We start from the raw sequence: 14,998 nt of genomic DNA, 5'->3' as shown, positions 1-14,998 counted from the left end.
CGCCGTGATCGCTGACAGCGAACGGGGCCCCGGGAACATTAGCGGAGCGCCATGCATTGAGTCGGCATAACTCAACTTGACTGCCGGAGGGTAGATCATGGCATCGACGTCCACACCGCTCACCCTGCCCGTGCTGCCGCTCGACGACGAGGTCGTGCTGCCCGGCATGGTGGTGCCGCTGGACCTGAACGACACCGACGTCCGCGCCGCGGTGGAGGCAGCCCAGGCCGCCGCCCGCTCCGAGCCGGGAAAGCCCAAGGTCCTGCTGGTGCCACGCATCGACGGCACATACCCGGGCACCGGAGTGCTCGGCACTGTCGAGCAGGTCGGCCGGCTCGCCGACGGTGACCCGGGCGCCCTGATCCGCGGCCGCGGCCGCGTGAAGATCGGCGCCGGCACCACCGGCCCGGGTGCGGCGCTGTGGGTCGAGGGGACCAGGATCGACGAGAGCGTGCCCGAGCCGCTGCCCGGTCACGTCACCGAGCTGGTCAAGGAGTACAAGGCCCTTGCCACCGCCTGGCTGCGCAAGCGCGGCGCCTGGCAGGTGGTCGACCGGGTACAGGCCATCGACGACGTCTCCGCCCTGGCCGACAACTCCGGATACTCGCCCTTCCTGACGACCGATCAGAAGATCGAGCTGCTGGAGACCTCCGACCCCGTCGCCCGCCTCAAGCTCGCCACCCAGCACCTGCGCGACCACCTCGCCGAGCAGGACGTCGCCGAGACCATCGCCAAGGACGTCCAGGAGGGCGTCGACAAGCAGCAGCGCGAGTTCCTGCTCCGCCGTCAGCTGGAAGCAGTGCGCAAGGAACTGCGCGAGCTCAACGGCGAGCAGGAGGGCGAGGAGTCCGACGACTACCGCGCCCGTGTGGAGGCCGCCGACCTGCCGGAGAAGGTCCGCGAGGCGGCGCTCAAGGAAGTCGACAAGCTGGAGCGGTCCAGCGACCAGTCCCCGGAGGGCTCCTGGATCCGCACCTGGCTGGACACCGTCCTCGAACTCCCCTGGAACGAGCGCACCGAGGACGCGTACGACATCCAGGGCGCCAAGGCGATCCTAGACGCCGAGCACGCCGGCCTGGAGGACGTGAAGGAGCGCATCACCGAGTACCTGGCGGTGCGCAAGCGCCGCAGCGAGCGGGGTCTCGGCGTCGTGGGCGGCCGGCGCGGCGGTGCCGTACTGGCCCTCGTCGGCCCGCCCGGCGTCGGCAAGACCTCGCTCGGCGAGTCCGTCGCACACGCCATGGGCCGCAAGTTCGTCCGGGTCGCCCTCGGCGGTGTGCGGGACGAGGCGGAGATCCGCGGCCACCGCCGTACGTACGTCGGTGCGCTGCCCGGCCGTGTCGTCCGCGCCATCAAGGAAGCCGGTTCGATGAACCCGGTCGTCCTGCTCGACGAGATCGACAAGGTGGGCTCGGACTTCCGCGGCGACCCCGCGGCCGCGCTCCTCGAGGTCTTGGACCCGGCGCAGAACCACACCTTCCGCGACCACTACCTGGAGGTCGAACTCGACCTGAGCGACGTCGTCTTCCTCGCCACGGCGAACGTCCTGGAGGCCATTCCGGAGGCACTGCTCGACCGTATGGAGCTGGTCCGCCTGGACGGCTACACCGAGGACGAGAAGGTCGTCATCGCCCGCGACCACCTGCTGCCGCGTCAGCTGGAGCGCGCGGGGCTGCAGTCGGACGAGGTCACCATCGACGAGAGCGCGCTGCGCAAGCTCGCCGGCGAGTACACCCGCGAGGCGGGCGTCCGCACCCTTGAGCGCTCGATCGCCCGGCTGCTCCGCAAGGTCGCGGCACAGCACGAACTGGGCGACCGGGAGCTGCCGTTCACCATCACGGACGGCGAGCTGCGCGACCTGATCGGGCGGCCGCACCACGTGCCCGAGTCCGCCCAGGACCCGGCGGAGCGCCGCACGGCGGTTCCGGGTGTGGCGACGGGTCTCGCGGTCACCGGGGCGGGCGGCGACGTCCTGTTCGTGGAGGCGTCCCTGGCCGACCCGGAGACTGGTGCGGCGGGCCTGACCCTCACCGGTCAGCTGGGTGACGTGATGAAGGAGTCGGCGCAGATCGCGCTGAGCTTCCTGCGCAGCCACGGCGCCGAACTGGAGCTGCCGGTCGCGGACCTGAAGGACCGTGGGGTGCACATCCACTTCCCGGCGGGCGCGGTCCCGAAGGACGGCCCCAGCGCGGGCGTCACGATGACGACGGCCCTGGCGTCCCTCCTGTCCGGGCGCCTCGTCCGCACGGACGTGGCGATGACCGGTGAGGTCTCGCTGACCGGCCGCGTCCTGCCCATCGGTGGCGTGAAGCAGAAGCTGCTCGCCGCGCACCGGGCAGGTGTCACCACGGTGATCATCCCCAAGCGCAACGAAGCCGACCTGGACGACGTCCCCGCGGAGGTGCTGGACAAGCTCGACGTCCACGCCGTGACCGACGTCCGCCAGGTCCTGGAGCTGGCCCTCGCGCCTGCCACGAGCGACGCGAAGCCGGAGGTTCCGGTCGCGGCGTGACGACGTAGTCCGATAGCGGGCTCCGCCCGCGGGGATCGGACAAGGGAAGGCCCGGGTCCCGTGAGGGAGGCCCGGGCCTTCGCTCTGCGCATCGACGGCTCAGCCGGCCCCCAGCCGGGGGCCTCAACCGTTCGCCAGTGCCTGCACCCGGTCCAGCGCCCCGTTGAACCTGTCGTGGTCGCCGACGGTCGGGCCGGACGAGGTGTACTGCCACATCGTGTAATAGGTCCAGCCCGCCGGCAGTGTCCCCGCGTCCGAGGCGTACCGTGCGATCCACAGCGGGCTGGCCGAGGCGAAGCCCGCGTAGTTCCCCGTGCAGTCGCTCCACCAGCTCGTCGCCGTGTAGATCACGGCATCCCGGCCCGTGCGCGCCTTGTACGTGTTCAGGAAGTCGGCGATCCAGCCGACCATCGCGCTCGCCGACTTGCCGTAGCACTCGGCGCCGTACGGGTTCCACTCGATGTCGAGGGTGCCGGGGAGGGTCCTGCCGTCCTTGGACCAGCCGCCGCCGTGGTCGACGAAGTAGTTCGCCTGGGTGGCGCCGCTGGTGGTGTCGGGGGTGGCGAAGTGGTACGCGCCGCGGATCATGCCGACGTTGTATGAGCCGTTGTACTGCTGGGCGAAGTACGGGTTCGTGTAGTACGTCCCTTCGGTCGCCTTCGTATAGGCCCACTTGACCCCGCTGCTCCACAGCGTCGACCAGGCGACGTTGCCCTGGTAGCCGGCGACGTCGACGCCCTCCGTCTGGGTGGCTGCGGTGGGGGCGGGGGCGCCGTTCTGCCCGTCGTGGGCGAGGACGCCCATGCCCATGCGGGCGGAGCCGCGCGGCGGCTTGGCCGGGTCAGCCGCGTCGGCCGGGGCGGTGAGGGCCAGGGAGAGGGCGGCGAGCAGGAGCCCGGCGAAAAAGAGGCGCCGGGGGTGGACCGATCCGGGTCTGTGCACGGGCATAGCGTGCCTCCGAGGGCTCGGTGATGCTCGGTGGGGAAGCGCTGCAGCGCCGAGTGCTGTTGGCGTGGGCATGCCGGCCGTTTCCTGGTAAGGAAGCTACGCACGTAGAAGAGCGGGTGGGAAGGGGGCCCGGAGTCTGCCGTTGGTCTAGCCCTGCGAAATACTTGTGGAGCTGCGGCAACGACGGGGTCTGGCGGAAACTTTCAGGATCGGGAAAACCGAGGCAGGGGCTGACGTGCACGAAGGCGGAAACGGGGACGAGCGCCGGCTCTCGGACCGGATGGCACCGGGCGGCGCGGACCATGAGTACCTGTCCCTGGAGCGTGAGTTGACGGTTCTGCTGCGGCGCGCCCGGGCCAGCCAGGGCGAGATGGCCCGCGAGGTCCACCCCGACCTGGAGTCCGCCGCGTACGGGCTGCTCGTACGGCTCGACGAGCACGACCGGCTGCGCGCCACCGAGCTCGCCGCCTACATCGGCGTGGGCAAGGCCACCATGTCCCGCCAGCTGCGCGCCCTGGAGGACCTGGGCCTGGTCGCCCGCGAACCCGACCCGGCGGACGGGCGCGCCTGGCTCGTCCGCCTCACCGAGGAGGGACACCGCCGGGTGAGCAAGGTACGTGACGCCCGGCGGGCGCGCTACGTCAGCCAACTGGCCCACTGGGACCGGCGCGAGGTGGCGGAACTGGCGCGACTGCTGGGGGAGTTGAACCGGGGCATGGAGAAGTAGGCCTCGCCCTGCTGCACTTCAGGCGCAGGTTCGCCTCGGCACCCCCGTGGCGGGCGTCGAGCAGCTGGGCTTGGCCGGGGGTGATGGTGGGGCCGTGTCCTGTTTCCGCGTCGGGTGCCTGGCTGCGCTTCAGGAGCCGGCGCCGCCGCCCCTGGTGAGGCGCAGGGTCGCCTCGGCGCCCCCGTCGCGGTGGTTGCGGAAGGTGAGGCGGGCGCCGAGGAGGCGGGCCTGGCCGGAGGCGATGGTCAGGCCCAGACCCGTGCCCGCGGACCCGTAGCCGGTGCGGAACCGCTGCGGGCCGGAGGCGGTGAGGACACTCAGCAGGTCGGGCGGGAAGCCGGGACCGTGGTCGCGGACCCGGACGACCGGTCTGTCGCCGACCAGGCCCCGCTCGACGTTCACCTCGACCGTCACCGGCGGGGCACCGTGACGAAGCGCGTTGGCGACCAGATTGGTGAGGATCCGCTCCACGCGCCGTGGATCGGTCTCCGCGAGCGCGTCCGTGACGATCCGCACCTCGACCTTGCCCTCCGCTCCTTCGAGCCCGGCGACCGCCCGCCGGGCCATCGCGCTCACCTGGCGTATCTCGGTCTCCACCGGTACCGCGTCGGCGTCGAGGCGGGCGACCTCCAGGACGTCCTCGACGAGGCCGCGCAGTTTGTGCACCCCGCCCGTCACCAGTTCGGCGGCCGGACCGGGCGGCAGCAGGCCGGTGGCGGTCACCATGGCGGCGACGGGGGTGCGCAGTTCGTGCGCGATGTCGGCGGTCACCCGGCGCTCGGCCTCCAGCCGGGCGCCGAGCGCGTCGGCCATGGTGTTCACGGAGACGGCGAGCCGGGCGATCTCGTCCCGCCCCTGCGGGCCGATACGGGCGTCCAGGTCACCGTGGGCGATGCGTTCCGCCGTACGGGCGGCGGCCGTGGCCCGCCGGCCCATCCGCACGCCGAGGGCCAGCCCGGCCAGGGACACGACCACGGTGGCCGCCGCGCCCGTGGTGACCAGCGTCCGGTCCAGCGCGACCAGCTCATCGGCCTCACGGCAGTAAGGACGCGACAGCGCGAGCACCGTCCGGTCGGAGATGCGGGTCGCCGCCCACAGCACCGGATCGGGCCCGTCCTGGAGATAGGTGACGCGGACGCCGCGGCGCACCGCCTTCGACATGGGCGCGGGCAGATCCGGTGGGTCGAGCCGGGCCTCCGACTTGCGGCCGGCCGCCTGGTCGTAGACGGCGGTCATCAGCCGCCGGTCCATGTCGGAGCGGGCCGTGGCCAGCTGGCTGGCGGCGGTGATGCGGTGGACGAGCAGCCCGACCGCGCTCGCGACGCAGACGGCCGCCGCGGCGACGGCCAGGGCCACCTTCGTGCCGATGTTCAGCCGTATGTTCATGGAAGCCGTACCGATGTGCCGGGCCACTACGGGCGCAGCTTGTAGCCGAAGCCGCGCACCGTCTCGACGCGGTCACGGCCGATCTTGCAGCGCAGCCGCCGTATGTGGACGTCCACCACCCGGGTGTCGCCGGACCAGGCGTAGTCCCACACCTTCTCCAACAGCAGGTCCCGGGTGAGTACCGTGCCGGGCGCCGCGGCGAACATCTGCAGCAGCTTCAGCTCCGTGGTCGTGAGGGCGAGCGGCTTCCCCGCCCGGCACACTTCCAGGGTCTGCGGGTCGAAGGTCAGGTCACCGAAGGTGAGCGGCGCGCTGTCCGGCCGCTGCTCGGCGGGCGCGGCGCGGCGCAGCAGGGCCCGGATCCGGGCGGCCAGCACCAGCCCGTCGAACGGCTTGGTGACATAGTCGTCGGCGCCGGCCTCCAGGCCCATCACCACGTCCACGGGATCGTTGCGGGCCGAGATCATCAGCACCGGCACCCTCGACTCCTCGCGGATGCGGCCGGCCAGGCTCACCCCGTTCAGACCGGGCAGCATGATGTCCAGGACCGCCACGTCCGGAGCCTGTTCCCGGAACAGGGCGAGCCCGCTCGTCCCGTCCGCGGCGGTGCGCACCGCGTAGCCGCTGCTCTCCAGGGTGAGACGGGTCGCCTCCCGGATCATCTCGTCGTCCTCGACCAGCAGGACCTCGTGCATGTGTGTCTCCTGATACGTCGTGCTCCGGCCCCAGAGGACCAGTCGTATGTGTCGGTGATCCGGCGGCCGGTTCACAGTCGCGGGGCGGAAACGTTGTCATGCCGCCGGCACCGGTAGACGCAGGTCACCGACGTCCTGAGCCCAGTCGGGCGCGGGCGGGGGGGCGGGGCTGAGCACGGCGTGGCTGTAGTAGGCGGCGTACTCGCGCTTGACCAGCCCGCTGAGGACGAGACGCACCCCGTAGTACGGCGGGTCGTCCTTGCCGTGGGGGCAGAGCGACTGGCAGGAGAAGTCGACCACCAGCCCGGTCCCGACCGCCCGGGGCGTGCCCCAGCCGCGCCACTTCATGCCGTACAGAGTGGTGACGTCGGTCAGATCCATCACGTCGGGACGCTGCCGCGGGATGGAGCGTGCGTCGTCGACGTACACCGGCCCCGTCCAACGGATCGCGGTCGGCGCCGGGCCCTCGACCCGCGTGCCACCGGCCACCGTGCCGCACCCGGTCAGGCCCGTGAGGCTCATGGCGAGCAGCAGGCACAGCGCCGATCCGCCGTATCGCATGCCGTTCCCTTTCTGCCTTCGCCCACGGGACGACCACCTTCATGGCCCCCGGTGAACGAGAAATGTCCTGACAGCAAGGACTCGGCAATGCATGGAATCGCTCCCACATCTCTGTAACAGCCGTACATCATTTCCGTCCCGCGGCCGTGGTCCGGACGCCGGGCCAATGGGCACGGCTGGTTCCCTGAAAGACCGACCGCTGCGGGCCATCAGGTGTCCGGCGGCAGGGAACGCAGTGGAGCCTGGCGAGGCCTGCCGCTGCCCTCGGGAATTGTGAAGGTGCTGCCGGCCGTGAACTCTGCTCTGACCACTCAGCATCACCTGAAGCCGAAGCACGGTTACTGACCCCGGGTGGTGGCGGCCGGTCCGCAGGGGAATTCCGCTCGCGTCTCGGATTGTCCCCGGGCACTGGATGTCAGGGAGCGTGCGCCTGTGCGTACCGAACGTGTGACGACGTCACCGGCGTGGGGCGCCGCCGTGGACTTTGTCATGCAGCTGTGAACCGGCCGCTGGGCCACTGACACGCACCGCGGCTCTGATTGCGGTCGGCCGGGGCGCACAGCCTCGGCGGAAACCGCGAAACCTAGGAGTCACAGTGTCTCCAACGCAGACATCCTCGCCCCAGATGCCGGAATCGGCGCGTGATGAGCGGCCTGCACCGTCCTTTGCAAGGGGTCGCCGGGCGCTCACGGTGTCAGCCGTTCTGCTCAGCCTCCTGGCCGGTGGCGTGGCCACATCGGCCACCGTCGCCCCGGCCGCCGCGGCCGACTGCGGCACCAGCCAGCAGTGCAGCGCGCCTCCGCCGGACGGCTTCCAGGGTACGGGCTGGTCACTCGCCTCTGTTCCCCGTGGCGTCCAGCGCGCCCTGAACTACTGGCGACAGCTGGGCTGGCCGAACTGGCGCAACGTCGGCCAGCGCGGCGAGGTGTGGCAGGTCGACAGCCATGCCTACATCGAGACGGGTGGCCAGTACCAGGACCATCCCAACCGGTTCGGTGTCCGGATACGGGATTTCATGAACTGGGGGTACACGGGTGACCCGATGAACTACCAGGGGACGTTCCAGGAGTATTACGGGGACGTGTATCCGAGCAACCCGGAAGAGAGCGGAATCGCCACAGGCAACTTCCGCATCGTACGGGCGATCAACACCGGTGACGTGTTCATTTCGATCAACCACTACAAGGATTTCCGGTACGTCGGCCGCCTGTGAGGCACCGTCGGCCACCAGTCCGGAGAGCCCCTCGGCAGGGGTTGCGAACCGGTGAGCCGGGCGGCGCCGGGGCCTCCTGATATTGCTCGGTGATTCGACACAACGAGCTGTTCAGGAGGCCCTGCCCAATGCGTCGAGCGACCACGGACCGCCTCCACCGTACTGGTGGCGGTCGCCCGGCGAATTTCACCGTTCGTGCCCGATCGGCTCCGAAGCGTACCTATTCTCGAAGCATGCCTCAGCCGAAGAATCTTGACCCCGCCTCCATGAAGGAGTTCTACGGCGCCGAGCTCAGGCGGCGCCGCGAGGACGCGGGGCTGTCGCAGTCCGGGCTCGGAGACCTTCTGTTCTGCTCGGGGTCGTACGTCGGGCAGATGGAGATGGCCACCCGCAGCCCGCAGTTGGACATGTCCGAGCAGATCGACACGATCCTGAAGACCGGCGGGTTCTTCAAGCGACTGTGCGAGGCCATCCTCAAGGCGGCCAAGGTCACGTTCGCCGAGTACTTCGCGGTCGCTGCGGAGATGGAGCAGCGGGCTCTGACTATCTGCGAGTTCGACGGGACGGGTATCTCCGGGCTGCTGCAGACCCCCGAGTACACCCGCGCCCTCGTCCGGGCCAACCGGCCCCGGGTCGCTCCCGAAGAGGTCGAACGGCGCGTCACCCTACGGCAGGAGCGGGCGCGCGCATTGCTGAAGGACCCGGCCGACCCCGACCTGTGGTTCATCATCCATGAAGCGGCGTTGCACGTGGTCGCCCGAGGGAACCAGGCGATGCGAGAGCAGTTGGAGCACATTGCCGAGGTGGCGCGAAGCGATCAGGCAGTCATTCAGGTGATGCCGTACTCAGCCGGGTTGAACCCACTCCTGTACGCGACGACAACCTTCATGACCTTCGCCGACGAGCCCCCTGTGGTGTACACCGAGGGTGCCTACTCGGGGCAGTTGATCGAGGATCCCGCTCTGGTCGCGAACTATGCCAAGTCCTACGATCTGGCCAGGGCAACCGCCCTCTCGCCGGAGGCGTCCCTCGCCTTCGTCGAAGGTCTACTGACGAAGGACTGCTCATCATGAACCGCACGCACGATCTGCGTTCCGCTCGCTGGCGCAAGTCGTCGTACAGCAATGGGGACAACGGCGCGTGCGTCGAGGTCGCCGACGGCCTCCCGGGCATCGTCCCCGTCCGGGACAGCAAGGTTCAGGAAGGCCCGGTCGTGATCGTCTCCGCCGGCGCCTGGACGGCGTTCATACGCAACGCCGTCAAGTAGCCCACCGGCTCACAACTCCACGTACACGACCGTCGCGTCGTCGTGCGTCTTGCTGCGCCGCAGATACCTCCGCTCCTCTGCGTCGGCCCGCTCCAGCATCCGTACCCGGTCGACCAGCGCCTGCGCCCCCTCCTTCCGCACGAAACGGAAGCAGTCCGCCCAGTCACCCTCCCGGAACTTCTCCACCCACCGGGTGGCGCCGTCCGTCAGGGCGGCCAGGGCCCGCACGTCGCCCCGCGACAGCACGCCCGTCACCGCCCGTGCCGCCACGGCCGGGTCCGCGGCGGCCGTATAGAAGCCGCCCTCCTTGTTCCGGACCGTCGAGTCCACGATGGCGTCCGTGGCCAGGGACGAGCGCGGCAGCCGGGACAGGCGGTCGTCCAGGAGGGATGTCACCGTGCCCTCCGGTGACTCCACCAGCAGGGCCGAGTCCGACAGGACCAGGTACTCCAGCGTCTCCTTGCCCCACCGCGCCACCACCACCGTTGCCTGTGGGGTGCGTGGGTGAGAAAGGTCACAAGTGGGCGCATGGGCCTCGGCCGTACGGGCGATGGCGCGGGCCAGCGCCTCCTGCAGCGGAACATCCGGGAGGGAAACGGTCAGTTCGGTCAGGGCTCCGCCGAGGCGGGACGTGTACCAGGGGACCGAATGCAGACAGCCCGTCCCGTCGCGTGGTGGCGTCACCCCGTCCAGGACGACGAGGGTCCCGCCCTGGCCGGAAGCCGGGAGTGTGGCCGCCGCGAAGTCCTCGTTGGGGTAGGTGGGATCACCCGGCTCCGAGACAAGTTCCGTATGCATTCGGCCAGTCTGCACGACGTCTTCACAAGGTTCGCCAAAGCCTGGCATCGGTCGCGGAATTGGCGCACTCGCGCAGGTCAGGCGCCCTGTTTGGGGTGGAATCCGTTGTTCCGGGAAGCCGTGTCGGCGAATATTGCCACCGCCCGGCGCGGACGTCCAACCGGCCTGCCGTACGCGAGCGCTGAATGCTTCCCAGGAACTTGCTCGCCAACTCCCCTCCGATGTTCACTCCTTCGGGTGGCGGGTCAGGTGATGCTCGTCCACTGCCCACCGGCACTGGGAGGGTCGGCACCGTACTGGGCGTACGTAGAGTCGACGTCGGTTGACGGAGCGTCACACCCGGGCCCATGAGTACCACGAGTCAGGATTGCGAGCACCGGTGCAGAAGACGCGGCCTCGTCGCACAGGCAAGCAGACGGACCCCGCAGCGGGCGTGGAGCACACGTCCGGCAGCACCGCCACCACCACCGGCAAGGGCCGGCCCACGCATGTGCGCAACCGGCTCGTCGTCGCCGTGGCCGTCGTGGCCGCCGCCATAGCCGGGGCCGGTGTCCCTTCCGTCCTCACCGCCTCGGGGCAGCTCAGTGACTCCCAGGACCTGGTGACGCTCGCCGGGCAGACCCAGAACGCGCTCGCCCTGGCTCATTCGCTCGCCGACGAGCGGGACGAGGTGACCTCCTACATCGCCGCCGGGCGGCCCAAGTCCAAGGCGCCGTCCGAGCAGCGCAGCGCCCGGGTCGACCGGCAGGTCGAGGAGCTGCAGCAGGACGCCGACACGCCCGCCGCCCTCCGCGGCGACCTGGACGGCATCGCCGCGCTGCGTCGCTCCGCGCTCACCGGCAAGAGCGACGCCCTGCAGACCCACGACGCCTACTCCGCCGCCATCACCGAACTGCACGGGCTCGCCGAGCAGCTGGCGCAGCAGATGCCGCCCCGCGCCGGTTCGGGCGCCTACGCCCTCGCCGAGCTGGACACGGCCGTGCAGCAGGCCGCCGCCGCCCGCGGCCTGCTCCTCGCGGCCCTCAACGTGCCCAGCACCCCCCAGACGGTCATCAGCCCGGTCACCGGGCTGCCGACCACGGTCACCTCCTCCTCGGCCGCCGACACCAAGCAGCGCAATGCGCTGACCGCCGCCGCCCAGCAGGCCCGGCTGCGCTCCGACGCGGCCCTCGCCGACTTCCACGACACCGCGACCAAGGCCGCCCGGACGTCGTACGACTCCACGGTCACCGGACCCGAGGTCAACTCCGCCGAGAAGTACCTGGCCAGGCTCACCGACCAGCCGACGCTCTCCGACTCCGAACTCGGCACCAGCGCCTCGAAGGCCGACGCCGCGCTCTCCGCCCGTATCGACGCGATGCGCGGCGCGGAGTCCGCCCTCTACGACCGCCGCACCAAGGACCTGGCCCAGCTGCGCGACGACGACGTCAGCGCGCTGGAGCTGCGGATCGCCGTCCTCGGCGCCCTGATGCTGCTCGCGGTCGGCATCGCCACGGCCATGGCCCGCAGCCTCACCCGGCCGCTCTCCGTGCTGCGCCGCGGCTCGGCCCGGCTCGCCGAGGCGGCGGACCCCGCCGCCGAGGAACCGGTCACCTTCACCGGCCGCAACGACGAGTTCGCGCAGGTCGTCCGCTCCGTCAACGCCCTGCACGCGCACGCCGCCGCCCTCAGCGAGCGCATCGTCACCCTGGAGGCCGACCGCAAGCACCTGGTCGGCCAGCGCCAGAAGATGGCGGACGCCCGTGAGGAACTGCGTGCCGAACTCGCCGAATCCGCCGACCGGTTGGCGCGGCTGCGGGAGAGCATCGGCGGCACCTTCGTGAACCTCTCCCTGCGCACCCTCGGTCTCGTCGAGCGCCAGCTCGCCGTCATCGAGAGCCTGGAGGAGCGCGAACAGGACCCCGAGCGCCTCGCCACGCTCTTCAAGCTCGACCACTTCGCGACGGTCATGCGCCGCCACAGCGAGAACCTCCTGGTCCTCGCCGGCACGGAGCATGTCCAGCAGCATGCGGGCCCCGTCCCGCTCGTCGACGTCGTGCGCGCCGCGGTCAGTGAGATCGAGCGCTACGAGCGGGTCCGCATCGCCGTGCTGCCGCCGCACGCGCACGTGGCGGGCTTCGCCGCGGACGACCTCTCCCACCTGCTGGCCGAACTGATGGAGAACGCCACCTCGTTCTCCCCGCCGGACCTGCCCGTCGAGGTCTCCGGCTGGCTCCTGGAGAACGGCGAGGTCATGCTCTCCGTCCAGGACGAGGGCATCGGCATGACCGCCGAACGCCTGACCCGCCTCAACGCCCGCCTCGCCGAGTTCGACCCCGAGTCCCCCTACGACCAGGAGGGCGAGGAGGGCCTGGGCCTCGGCCTCTACGTCGTCGCCCGCCTCGCCCACCGCCACGGCGTCCGCGTCCAGCTGCGCGAGCAGAAGCAGGGCGGCGTGGCGGCGGTGGTGGTCCTCCCGAACCCCCTGCTGGCGGCGGCCCCCTCAGCCGCGGTCCCGTCGTCGACCTCCCCGACGACCGGCGGCACGCTCACCTTCTCCCTCCCGGGCGCCGACGCCGAGGCCAACTCCAACGAACTCCACGCCCGCCAGAAGCCGAGGGACCCCCTGGTCGCCCTGGCGGAGAAGGCGCTGCAGCACGAGGCGGCCCCGGCCGAGACCACGATGGAACTCCTGCTCCCGGACCTGGCGCCCGAAGCCCATGGCGGGTCGGCCGCCGAGGAGGCGGGGAGCCATGCCGGCCCCGTGTCCGAGGGGACAAAGGCCCGTGGCCGGTCGGCCGTCGAGGGGACGGGGAGCTATGGCGGCCCCGTGTCCGAGGAGGCGGAGGCCCATGGCCGGTCGGCCGCCGAGGAGGCGGGGAGCCATGGCGGGCCCGCGCCCGCGGCGACCGAGGCTCACCCGCCCCTGGCGCCCGGGATGATCCCGCCTCAGGCCCGACCCGCAGCCGCCGACGGCGAGGACGCCCCACAGGGGCCACCCGCACCCGACGACGAAATTGGTACGGGTGGTGCGGGTGGGAACATCCACGCCGAAGGCGAAGCCGAGGCGGAACACACTCACGCCCCGGACGAGGAGCAGCTCACCGCCAAGGGCCTCCCCAAGCGCACCCCCAAGATCACCACCCCCACCGCGCCCCCGGCGGAACGCCGCCGCACGGTGGACGCGGAAGCCCTCCGCCGACGCCTCGGCGGCTTCCGCACCGGCGCCCAGGCCGGCTACCGCGCCGTAGAGGCGGAGATCGCCGAACAGACCGCCCAGAACCAGATGCCGGGCACCGCACCAGCCGTATCCGAAGAAACCACGGGGGGCACCGTCGAGGAGGCAAGCAGTTGACCGCGCCCAGTACCTTCGGACTGAGCAGTGAAGCCCGCAATCTGCACTGGCTGCTGACGAACCTGGTCGAGGAGGTGCCGGGCATCCAGTCAGTAGCGGTGGTCTCCTCGGACGGCCTGCTCCTGCTCTCCTCCGACCCTGACCGCAACCACGAGGCCCGTCAGACCCGAGTCGCCAGGCCCGCCGGCCCAAGGGGCTCCTCCGCCGACCTCGCCACCATCGTCTCCGGCATCGGCAGCCTCACCATCGGCGCGGCCAGGCTGATGGACGGCGGCAGCGTGAAGCACACCATGGTCGCGATGGAGGAGGGCAGCCTGTTCGTGATGTCGATCAGCGACGGCAGCCTCCTCGGCGTGCACGGCTCCGCGGACTGCGACATGAGCGTGGTGGCGTACCACATGGCCCTGTTCGTGGGCCGCGCCGGCCACGTACTGACGCCGGAACTCCGCAGCGAGCTACGAAAATCCCTGGAGTCGGAGTCCGCCGGGAGCCCCCGATGAGCAGTTCGCCCAAGAAGCTTCCCGTCCGCGGCGGCGAACGCAAGCCCGCCCGAGTGCGCCCCTACTCGCTCACCGGCGGCCGTACCCGCTTCGGCCATGTCCTCCTCGTGGAGACGTTCGTGGCCGCGCTCGACGCCCCGGAAGAGCGCAAAGAGCTGACGAATGGATCGCTCGGCACCCGGGTCATGCCCGAGTTGCAGGCCATCGTCGAACTGTGCCGCCGTATGCGCACGGTGGCCGAGATCGCAGCGCTGCTGAAGATGCCGCTGGGCGTGGTCCGCGTGCTGCTCAGCGATCTCGCGGACCAGGGCAGGATCCGCGTGTACGGAACAGGTACCGGTCACGGCACGGGCCGCCCGGACCGCGCTCTGCTGGAAAGGGTGCTGAGTGGACTCCGTCGCCTTTAGAGACACCGCCTTCGCGGACACCGACGAGGATCTGAAGTCCTGGCAGACGGACCGCACCCGTGCCCCCATCGCGACGAAGATAGTCGTGGCGGGCGGTTTCGGCGTCGGCAAGACCACCCTGGTCACCGCCGTCTCGGAGATCACGCCCCTGCAGACCGAGGCGCTGATGACCGAGGCGAGCGAGGAGACCGACGACCTCACCGCCACACCGGGCAAGCTGACCACCACCGTGGCCATGGACTTCGGCCGTCTCACGCTCGACGACGACCTGGTGCTCTATCTGTTCGGCACGCCGGGCCAGCAGCGGTTCTGGTTCATGTGGGACGACCTGGTGCGCGGCGCGATCGGTGCGGTCGTCATGGCCGACACCCGTCGCCTCAAGGACTGCTTCCCCGCCCTTGACTACTTCGAGAGCTGCGGACTGCCGTACGTCGTCGCGGTCAACCACTTCGACGGCAGCGAGCTGTTCGAACCGCAGGACGTGCGGGAGGCGTTGACGATCCCCGCGCACATACCTGTAATGATCATGGACGCGCGCCGCCGGATCTCGGTGATCGAGACCCTGCTGTCCCTGGTGGGCCACGCGCTGGACGTCACTCCCGAGTAGCCCCCGGCAGCCCACCGGAGCAGTCCCCGAGCAGTCCCCGAGT

At 70.7% G+C, this 14,998-nt stretch carries 14 protein-coding genes; 9 read left to right on the top strand and 5 right to left on the bottom strand.

All coding sequences use genetic code 11. The annotated features are described in order from the left end of the window. The first annotated feature begins 97 nt into the window (after positions 1-97). Positions 98-2,512, top strand: coding sequence for an endopeptidase La (gene lon, locus ACWCRD_RS31615; protein ID WP_450969167.1), 2,415 nt, complete (start codon positions 98-100; stop codon positions 2,510-2,512). A gap of 123 nt (positions 2,513-2,635) precedes the next feature. Here the strand turns inward: lon and ACWCRD_RS31610 are convergent, their stop codons facing one another. Then, positions 2,636-3,460 carry a lysozyme gene (locus ACWCRD_RS31610; protein ID WP_450969166.1) on the bottom strand — a complete coding sequence of 275 codons (825 nt, stop codon included), beginning with the start codon at positions 3,458-3,460 and terminating at the stop codon, positions 2,636-2,638. A gap of 235 nt (positions 3,461-3,695) precedes the next feature. Between ACWCRD_RS31610 and ACWCRD_RS31605 the strand changes: the two genes are divergently transcribed. After that, the gene (locus tag ACWCRD_RS31605; protein ID WP_450969165.1) at positions 3,696-4,187 is read left to right on the top strand and encodes a MarR family winged helix-turn-helix transcriptional regulator; all 492 of its coding nucleotides are present in this window, start codon (positions 3,696-3,698) and stop codon (positions 4,185-4,187) included. A 129-nt stretch (positions 4,188-4,316) separates the two neighbouring features. Here ACWCRD_RS31605 and ACWCRD_RS31600 read toward each other — a convergent pair whose 3' ends face one another. The 3 genes from ACWCRD_RS31600 to ACWCRD_RS31590 all read right to left on the bottom strand — a co-directional run bounded on the left by ACWCRD_RS31600 (position 4,317) and on the right by ACWCRD_RS31590 (position 6,829). After that, positions 4,317-5,573, bottom strand: a complete 1,257-nt coding sequence (locus tag ACWCRD_RS31600; RefSeq protein WP_450969164.1) for an ATP-binding protein — start codon at positions 5,571-5,573, stop codon at positions 4,317-4,319. Between the two features lie 26 nt (positions 5,574-5,599). Then, entirely contained in the window at positions 5,600-6,268 is a 669-nt protein-coding gene (gene cseB, locus ACWCRD_RS31595; RefSeq protein ID WP_450969163.1) for a two-component system response regulator CseB, read from the bottom strand. A 96-nt stretch (positions 6,269-6,364) separates the two neighbouring features. Further along, positions 6,365-6,829, bottom strand: coding sequence for a hypothetical protein (locus ACWCRD_RS31590; RefSeq protein ID WP_450969162.1), 465 nt, complete (start codon positions 6,827-6,829; stop codon positions 6,365-6,367). A gap of 691 nt (positions 6,830-7,520) precedes the next feature. Between ACWCRD_RS31590 and ACWCRD_RS31585 the strand changes: the two genes are divergently transcribed. The 3 genes from ACWCRD_RS31585 to ACWCRD_RS31575 all read left to right on the top strand — a co-directional run bounded on the left by ACWCRD_RS31585 (position 7,521) and on the right by ACWCRD_RS31575 (position 9,309). Further along, on the top strand, positions 7,521-8,042 hold the full coding sequence (locus tag ACWCRD_RS31585) for a hypothetical protein (RefSeq protein WP_450969161.1): 522 nt from the start codon (positions 7,521-7,523) through the stop codon (positions 8,040-8,042). Between the two features lie 233 nt (positions 8,043-8,275). Next, positions 8,276-9,115 (top strand): helix-turn-helix domain-containing protein, encoded by an 840-nt coding sequence (locus tag ACWCRD_RS31580; RefSeq protein WP_450969160.1) that lies wholly within the window; start codon positions 8,276-8,278, stop codon positions 9,113-9,115. Beyond that, the gene (locus ACWCRD_RS31575; RefSeq protein ID WP_450969159.1) at positions 9,112-9,309 is read left to right on the top strand and encodes a DUF397 domain-containing protein; all 198 of its coding nucleotides are present in this window, start codon (positions 9,112-9,114) and stop codon (positions 9,307-9,309) included. Before ACWCRD_RS31580 ends, ACWCRD_RS31575 begins: the two co-directional genes overlap by 4 nt. A 9-nt stretch (positions 9,310-9,318) precedes the next feature. Here the strand turns inward: ACWCRD_RS31575 and ACWCRD_RS31570 are convergent, their stop codons facing one another. After that, on the bottom strand, positions 9,319-10,107 hold the full coding sequence (locus ACWCRD_RS31570; protein WP_450969158.1) for a protein phosphatase 2C domain-containing protein: 789 nt from the start codon (positions 10,105-10,107) through the stop codon (positions 9,319-9,321). Positions 10,108-10,486: 379 nt separating this feature from the next. Between ACWCRD_RS31570 and ACWCRD_RS31565 the strand changes: the two genes are divergently transcribed. Genes ACWCRD_RS31565 through ACWCRD_RS31550 form a run of 4 tightly spaced genes read left to right on the top strand, consistent with a single transcriptional unit; the run spans position 10,487 to position 14,955 of the window. Further along, positions 10,487-13,441 (top strand): nitrate- and nitrite sensing domain-containing protein, encoded by a 2,955-nt coding sequence (locus ACWCRD_RS31565; RefSeq protein WP_450969157.1) that lies wholly within the window; start codon positions 10,487-10,489, stop codon positions 13,439-13,441. After that, positions 13,438-13,941: a roadblock/LC7 domain-containing protein gene (locus ACWCRD_RS31560; RefSeq protein ID WP_450969156.1), complete on the top strand. Its 504-nt coding sequence runs from the start codon at positions 13,438-13,440 to the stop codon at positions 13,939-13,941. The genes ACWCRD_RS31565 and ACWCRD_RS31560 overlap by 4 nt, the downstream gene beginning before the upstream one ends. Continuing rightward, on the top strand, positions 13,938-14,348 hold the full coding sequence (locus ACWCRD_RS31555) for a DUF742 domain-containing protein (protein ID WP_450969155.1): 411 nt from the start codon (positions 13,938-13,940) through the stop codon (positions 14,346-14,348). Before ACWCRD_RS31560 ends, ACWCRD_RS31555 begins: the two co-directional genes overlap by 4 nt. After that, positions 14,329-14,955, top strand: a complete 627-nt coding sequence (locus ACWCRD_RS31550; RefSeq protein ID WP_450969154.1) for a GTP-binding protein — start codon at positions 14,329-14,331, stop codon at positions 14,953-14,955. The genes ACWCRD_RS31555 and ACWCRD_RS31550 overlap by 20 nt, the downstream gene beginning before the upstream one ends. The last annotated feature ends 43 nt before the right edge of the window (positions 14,956-14,998 follow it).

The organism is Streptomyces sp. NPDC002092, assembly GCF_053593775.1.
Note: the sequence above shows the minus strand (reverse complement) of the source record. Positions and strands in the feature narration are given on the sequence as shown.

Excerpts from the sequence above, each read along its gene's own strand:
- ACWCRD_RS31590 (WP_450969162.1), bottom strand. The coding sequence starts at position 6,829 with ATGCGATACGGCGGATCGGCGCTGTGCCTGCTGCTCGCCATGAGCCTC.
- ACWCRD_RS31555 (WP_450969155.1), top strand. The coding sequence starts at position 13,938 with ATGAGCAGTTCGCCCAAGAAGCTTCCCGTCCGCGGCGGCGAACGCAAG.
- ACWCRD_RS31580 (WP_450969160.1), top strand. The coding sequence starts at position 8,276 with ATGCCTCAGCCGAAGAATCTTGACCCCGCCTCCATGAAGGAGTTCTAC.
- ACWCRD_RS31575 (WP_450969159.1), top strand. The coding sequence starts at position 9,112 with ATGAACCGCACGCACGATCTGCGTTCCGCTCGCTGGCGCAAGTCGTCG.
- cseB (WP_450969163.1), bottom strand. The coding sequence starts at position 6,268 with ATGCACGAGGTCCTGCTGGTCGAGGACGACGAGATGATCCGGGAGGCG.
- ACWCRD_RS31610 (WP_450969166.1), bottom strand. The coding sequence starts at position 3,460 with ATGCCCGTGCACAGACCCGGATCGGTCCACCCCCGGCGCCTCTTTTTC.
- lon (WP_450969167.1), top strand. The coding sequence starts at position 98 with ATGGCATCGACGTCCACACCGCTCACCCTGCCCGTGCTGCCGCTCGAC.
- ACWCRD_RS31600 (WP_450969164.1), bottom strand. The coding sequence starts at position 5,573 with ATGAACATACGGCTGAACATCGGCACGAAGGTGGCCCTGGCCGTCGCC.
- ACWCRD_RS31570 (WP_450969158.1), bottom strand. The coding sequence starts at position 10,107 with ATGCATACGGAACTTGTCTCGGAGCCGGGTGATCCCACCTACCCCAAC.